Below are 6,000 nucleotides of genomic sequence, written 5' to 3' on the forward strand. Positions count from 1 at the left end.
ATTGATCGTTTATAGGACTTACGCACACTCTACAAATTCTTCTCTACGAGAGGCTATACCAACCAGACGCTACCGTTCGCGTAGTATCTCGTAGAGAAGGCGACTTGGTGGTAAATCCAAATTATCGATCCATACTCGCCTAAAGGTTGATGTTTATTCTATATTTTATGAGATTATGAAAAAAATATGAGAAGAACGACGGCAAAATAAATGGCTCCCCCAGAAAACAAACCTAGCTTACCAGAGGTTCACCGCAGCATTAAAGTCCCTAACAGCAGCAGCTTTTGGCGCAAGATGATGGCTTATACAGGGCCAGGGTATTTGGTTTCAGTGGGATACATCGATCCTGGGAATTGGGCAACAGACATCGCTGGGGGGTCAAAGTTTGGGTACACACTATTAACAGTAATCTTGTTGTCGAACCTGATGGCAATATTACTCCAATCACTATGTGTACGTTTGGGAGTTGCTACGGGGCGAGATTTGGCACAGGCTTGTCGGGACTATTTCAGTCCAAGGGTAAGCTTTTGTTTGTGGGTACTGTGTGAGATTGCGATCGCAGCTTGTGACTTAGCAGAACTACTAGGAAGTGCGATCGCCCTACAACTTTTATTTGGTATTCCCTTAATATGGGGTGTTTGCATCACAGCACTGGATGTTCTGGTATTGTTATTCCTGCAACATAAAGGCTTTCGCTATACAGAAGCACTGGTAATAATGCTGGTAGCAACAGTAGGCATCTGTTTTACAGCAGAAATTCTCTTTTCTCGTCCCGATCTGGGGGGTATTTTGTTGGGATATCTACCCAAAAAAGAGATTTTACAAAATCCTGAAATGCTCTATATTGCTATCGGTATTTTAGGGGCAACAGTGATGCCTCACAACTTATATTTACATTCATCAATTGTGCAAACCCGTGATTGGCAACCTAATACTGAAAAAAGGTGGGAAGCAATTAAGTTTGGCACAATTGATTCAACTTTTGCTTTGTCTTTAGCACTATTTATCAACTCAGCAATTTTAATTGTGTCTGCTGCGACATTTCATTTTTCTGGCAATCAGAATGTAGCAGAAATTCAAGATGCTTATAAATTACTTTCGCCAGTGTTAGGAGTTAGTTTTGCCAGTGCTATTTTTGGTATTGCCTTACTTGCTTCTGGACAAAGTTCAACGCTGACTGCAACCCTGGCAGGACAAATTGTTATGGAAGGCTTTTTGCAATTTCGCTTTCCATCTTGGTTACGCCGTTTAATAACCCGTTTGCTTGCCATCATTCCAGCGATAATTACCATCATTATTTTTGGCGAACATAGTACAAGTAGCCTGATAGTTTTCAGTCAAGTTATCCTCAGCTTACAGTTACCATTTGCAGTGATTCCATTGGTGATGTTTACGAGTAATCGCCGCTTGATGGGTGAGTTTGTGAATCCCTTGTGGTTAAAATCTTTAGCTTGGTTAGTTGCTATTGTTATCGTTGGTTTAAATGTTTGGTTGCTATTAAAAAGTATTTTGGGATGAAACCTCTGAAAGGGGCGAACTTTCAAGATTACTATAACCAAGGGGTGCAAAAGCTTGAACAAGGTAGCTTTACAGGTGCGATCGCAGAACAGTCACAAAGTGTCTATGCAGACGTAAAACGAATTCGCACTCACCCATTAGTTCCACCAGAAATTACGATTTATGGCTATCTCTACGATGTCAAAACTGGGAAATTGATTGAAATTCCAGAAGCTACACAAGTTGGTCAGGCTAGCTAGGATTATCCAATTTTTACACAGCATTTGCATGTACCCAGAGTATGAATGATACCATGTTCGAGGAACTAATCGCCTCGCCAACGGCTATCAACGGTGGATGAGAGATTAAAGACGTAGGAGTGTAGCCTTGTCCATCCCTGCTTCAGATCGGGTTCAGCAGAATTATTGACTATGCCAAAGATTCAGATTAACGGGATTGATTTGTTTTACGACATTAAGGGAACAGGTGAGCCTTTGCTCTTAATAGCTGGCTTCCTTTGCGATAGTGCCTATTGGTCACTGCTCATGCCATCACTGGTTTCACAATATCAAGTGATTCGCTTAGACAACCGAGGTATGGGGCGAAGTTCTGCTCCCGAAACCCCCTATAGTCTGAAACAGATGGCTAATGATGTTGCAGCATTGCTCGACCATCTTGCGATCGATAAGGTGCATCTAGCAGGTCATTCAATGGGTGGTCAGATAGCGCAAGAATTAGTGTTAGCACATCCTGAAAAGGTACAAAGTCTGATGCTACTTTCATCCTTAGCAAAGGGCGATCGATTATTTAACAGCATCATTGAGACTTGGGGCGATCTCTGCGGTCATGTAGACTTGAAACTTTATGAAAAAGTCATATTACCCTGGATATTTACAGATACCTTCTACTCGATTCCTGGGATGATTGAAGGTCTAATCGAATTTGCAATCAGATATCCTTTCCCACCAGCGACTCATTCACTCCATCATCACAGTCGAGCTATGCTTGACTTTGACACAACAGACCGCCTTCAACAAATTCATTGTCCTACCCTAGTTCTAGTTGGGAAACAAGACATTCTTACCCCGCTAAAGTTTTCTCAGCAACTTGTCCAAGGCATTCCCAACGCTGAACTTGTAGTCCTCGACAGTGGTGGTCATGGCTTCTTAGTTGAGTCACCGGATACTGTGATTTCAGCCATGCTTAACTTCCTGCGGAAATTTAAGCCAACTTACACTATATAGAAACTATATAGAAATCATATTTGATTTTTGAACAAAATTAGATATTGTCGGGTGTGTTAGAACGCAGTTCGTAACGCACCATCATCAAGGGCTTGGTGCCGTACTCTCCGTGCTAACACAACGCCAGTGACGCTACGCACAGTCGCTAGCGCTCAAGTCGGGAAACCCGCCCACACGACTGGCTCCCCTACGTATCTTTTCTTCAAATCAAATACTAGTCCTAATTTATTTATCCTGTTCTAAGTAAGAAAATAGCCTCTGCCAATCTATAGAGTTCAAACTATTCTCTCCCTGTTTTACCTCAAAAGTAACATTAGAAGCTGTCGCTATTTTTAGCGCTTGCACGCAAAGTTCTGCCACATCTTCACGGCTGATTTTGCCCTTAATATTATCACCTTGCTCGAATATTAATTCCTTACCTCCTAATTCTTCAGTTAAAGCACAAGGTCTGATAATCGTATAAGGAATTCCACTTTCTCTTAAACTATCTTCTCCCTTCAACTTCCAAGTTAAAATTCCTCCCAATTGGTCATTTAATTTCACTGCTGGCGGTTCTTCATCTAAATTAATACCAGGGCGACCGGGACGAGTCACGCCTGCTGAACTGACTAAAATAAATTGTGGTAAAGTTGTCCCGCCGTAAGCTTTAATTGATTCCACCTGTAAACTAAAACCACCGGGGGAAAATTTGGGATTCAAAGCCCCATCATATTCAAATTTGCTCAACATCAATTGGAACGAACAAATTCTACTCTGCTCAATTGGCGGCGCATCTTTGACAACTTTTGCCCGAAAGACGGGAATCAAATCTGCAAAGGGAATGTTAACATCTATCCAGGTATTAGCTACAGTGTCAAAAGAATAGCTATAACCTATGCCATCCCATTTTGTATCTGTCCGTAAGAATATTTTATAACGCTGACCGTCACCTTTGACACGCAATTTCACACCTTTGTTACCAGATAAATTGAAGGGTGGGTCAAAATTCTTAGTTCTGACAGAAGCAAATCCGCCAGAGTTAGCGGTGGAGACATTACCAGCAAATAAAGCTGTATTTTCTACTAATTGGATATTACTAGCACTCACACCACCCATAACAACATCATCCAGCGCCCCCCAGTTATCTTTTAATTCTGCTGATGGCTTTGTGAAATCAAATATTAGTTTTTCGTTTGCTTGGGGTAAATATTTTGCGGCCGCTTGGACTAAGTTTTTAACACCTTGATATTCTACATTTTCTGGGGTGTCGCCAACAATTTCTGGCTGGTAAAATTTAACACCTTGATAATATTTGGCTCTATCTGCTGTGTCTCCCTCAACTGGTTGTACGCGCACTGCTGTAGAACAAACTACAGCTTGGATATCAGCCATTACTAAAGAATTTAAGGTTTCTGGTTGTGTGATATCCGCAACAACCAAGTCTATGTCATGACCAAGAATTGACCGCGCTTTGTCAATGTCTCGAACTAAGGCGCGAACTTTATAACCCTGTTGGAGCGATCGCTCCACGACTCGTTTACCTACACCACCTGTTGCACCTGCTACTAGTATTACACCCACGTTTCTCCCTCCATTGGGTCTATCTTGATTATCCTTAGGACGACCTTGGATTAACTGCTGTACCCAGTTAAGGAAAGGAATTACCTCAAAGTAAGTCAGGGTTTCGATAAACCTGCCTAAATCCCATTGAGAACGATTTTTGTCAGTCATATTTGCGTCCTCATAACTTTCTTAAGTCTAGCCCAATGTCTGTTTCTCCAAATCCTCCAGTACTCAGAACTTTGCTTGATTAAAGGACAATGAAAAGGAGAGAGTTGTAAGCTATTCCTTCCAATGATGGAGACTAGCTACAATTAAACCAAATAATTTGGTATTCCATGCAATACCGATAGCGAGTATTTGAGCGTCATAGCCTGTCGGAAATATCGCTCAATCACGTAGGATATAGGATACTTAATTAGGTGTTCCCAATCAAACGTAATTTACTTATGAGCCAATTTGAAGACATTCAAGCTGAGTACGAAAAGTTTCCTGAACAATTTGAGAGTGTAATCATTAGCACTGTTAGCGCCCAGGCAATACCCAATGCTAGTTATGCACCTTTAGTAATGGATGATTCCAAGAATATCTATATTTATGTTAGTGGTCTTTCAACTCATACCAAAAATCTCTATGCTAATCCTCATGTTAGTGTCTTGTTTATCGAGGATGAAGCCAAGAGTAATCTAATTTTTGCCCGTCGTCGTTTGAGTTTTGATTGTACCGCAACTTTGATAGAACGTGAAACTGACAAGTGGAATCAAATAGTTGAGCAATTTCAAGGGCGATTTGGTCAAATTATCGAGGTTTTGCGGGGCTTGTCTGACTTTCGGATTTTCCAGCTAACTCCTAGTGAAGGTCGTTTTGTAGTTGGTTTTGGGGGAGCATATCATGTCAGTGGTGATAACCTCCATCAACTTGTTCAGATCGCAGGAGATACTGACAAAAAGCAGGGATAAATTATGAATTATGTCTGTAATTTTGGTAAGCGTTCAGGGGGTGTAAAGAACACAAAGATAACCCCCAAAATTAGGCAATAAATGGTTATACTCTGTGTGGTACGTAATTGGTATTCGGTTGAGTTTTTCGGATAGAAAGCTATTGAAAAACCTGCCAATCCTTTGAAAAGACTAGCAGGCATGGCTTATCATCAATCGGAGCGGCGGGATTCGAACCCACGACCTCCACTACCCCAAAGTGGCGCGCTACCAAGCTGCGCTACGCCCCGGTCAGAATTACTATCATATAGCAAAGCTCTAGGATAATCAAGAGGCAAATTTAAAAAACTTTAAGCATTCCAGTAGCTTGTAGTAAATCTGGAACAGCAGAAGCATCCCATTTACCCTCTACACATCGCCCTGTATTCAAGATGAAGCGCAGACTGTAATCATGAGGATAGCCTTCCACTTCCATCCATAACAAATCGCTTTCGGCTTCACAAGCAATTTTTTCCTCTTCCATTAATTCAGTTGCAAGTTGCTTCATAGTGTCTGCTAACTGTGCTAGTAGACGGCAAAAATCATTCAACTCGGCTTCAGTTAACTCAATCGCCCAATTATCTGTACCGACTAAACCTTTAAATTCAGGTGCATCGGGATTCCAGCCAATCCGCCAGCCAGATCCGGTTTTGAGAACGCGTTCCATAAGGGACTTCCAAAGAATAAATTAATCAACAAAAACCAAGAATCCAATTTTAAACAATAATGATAATCATTTTAAG

The 6,000-nt window shown here is 41.4% G+C and carries 6 protein-coding genes and 1 tRNA gene; 4 read left to right on the plus strand and 3 right to left on the minus strand.

The features are described 5' to 3' along the window. Positions 1-210 precede the first annotated feature (210 nt). From CDG77_RS23560 to CDG77_RS23570, 3 genes are all read left to right on the plus strand, one after another. Positions 211-1,518: an Nramp family divalent metal transporter gene (locus tag CDG77_RS23560; RefSeq protein WP_094331786.1), complete on the plus strand. Its 1,308-nt coding sequence runs from the start codon at positions 211-213 to the stop codon at positions 1,516-1,518. Further along, the gene (locus CDG77_RS23565; RefSeq protein WP_223269937.1) at positions 1,515-1,757 is read left to right on the plus strand and encodes a hypothetical protein; all 243 of its coding nucleotides are present in this window, start codon (positions 1,515-1,517) and stop codon (positions 1,755-1,757) included. Before CDG77_RS23560 ends, CDG77_RS23565 begins: the two co-directional genes overlap by 4 nt. Before the next feature lie 171 nt (positions 1,758-1,928). Next, a complete protein-coding gene (locus tag CDG77_RS23570; RefSeq protein WP_094331787.1) occupies positions 1,929-2,741 on the plus strand; it encodes an alpha/beta fold hydrolase in 813 nt (270 codons plus the stop codon). 225 nt (positions 2,742-2,966) lie between these two features. Here the strand turns inward: CDG77_RS23570 and CDG77_RS23575 are convergent, their stop codons facing one another. Further along, positions 2,967-4,451 carry a CIA30 family protein gene (locus CDG77_RS23575; RefSeq protein WP_094331788.1) on the minus strand — a complete coding sequence of 495 codons (1,485 nt, stop codon included), beginning with the start codon at positions 4,449-4,451 and terminating at the stop codon, positions 2,967-2,969. 278 nt (positions 4,452-4,729) lie between these two features. On the opposite strand from CDG77_RS23575, the gene CDG77_RS23580 reads away from it, so the two are divergent. Then, positions 4,730-5,239: a HugZ family pyridoxamine 5'-phosphate oxidase gene (locus tag CDG77_RS23580; RefSeq protein ID WP_094331789.1), complete on the plus strand. Its 510-nt coding sequence runs from the start codon at positions 4,730-4,732 to the stop codon at positions 5,237-5,239. A gap of 195 nt (positions 5,240-5,434) precedes the next feature. On the opposite strand, the gene CDG77_RS23585 is transcribed toward CDG77_RS23580, so the two are convergent. Both CDG77_RS23585 and CDG77_RS23590 read right to left on the minus strand, forming a co-directional pair. Further along, positions 5,435-5,508: transfer RNA gene (locus CDG77_RS23585), tRNA-Pro, on the minus strand. A gap of 50 nt (positions 5,509-5,558) precedes the next feature. Then, positions 5,559-5,924, minus strand: coding sequence for a DUF1818 family protein (locus CDG77_RS23590; RefSeq protein WP_094331790.1), 366 nt, complete (start codon positions 5,922-5,924; stop codon positions 5,559-5,561). Positions 5,925-6,000 lie beyond the last annotated feature (76 nt).

Source organism: Nostoc sp. 'Peltigera membranacea cyanobiont' 213 (assembly GCF_002245975.1).
Lineage (GTDB): Bacteria > Cyanobacteriota > Cyanobacteriia > Cyanobacteriales > Nostocaceae > Nostoc.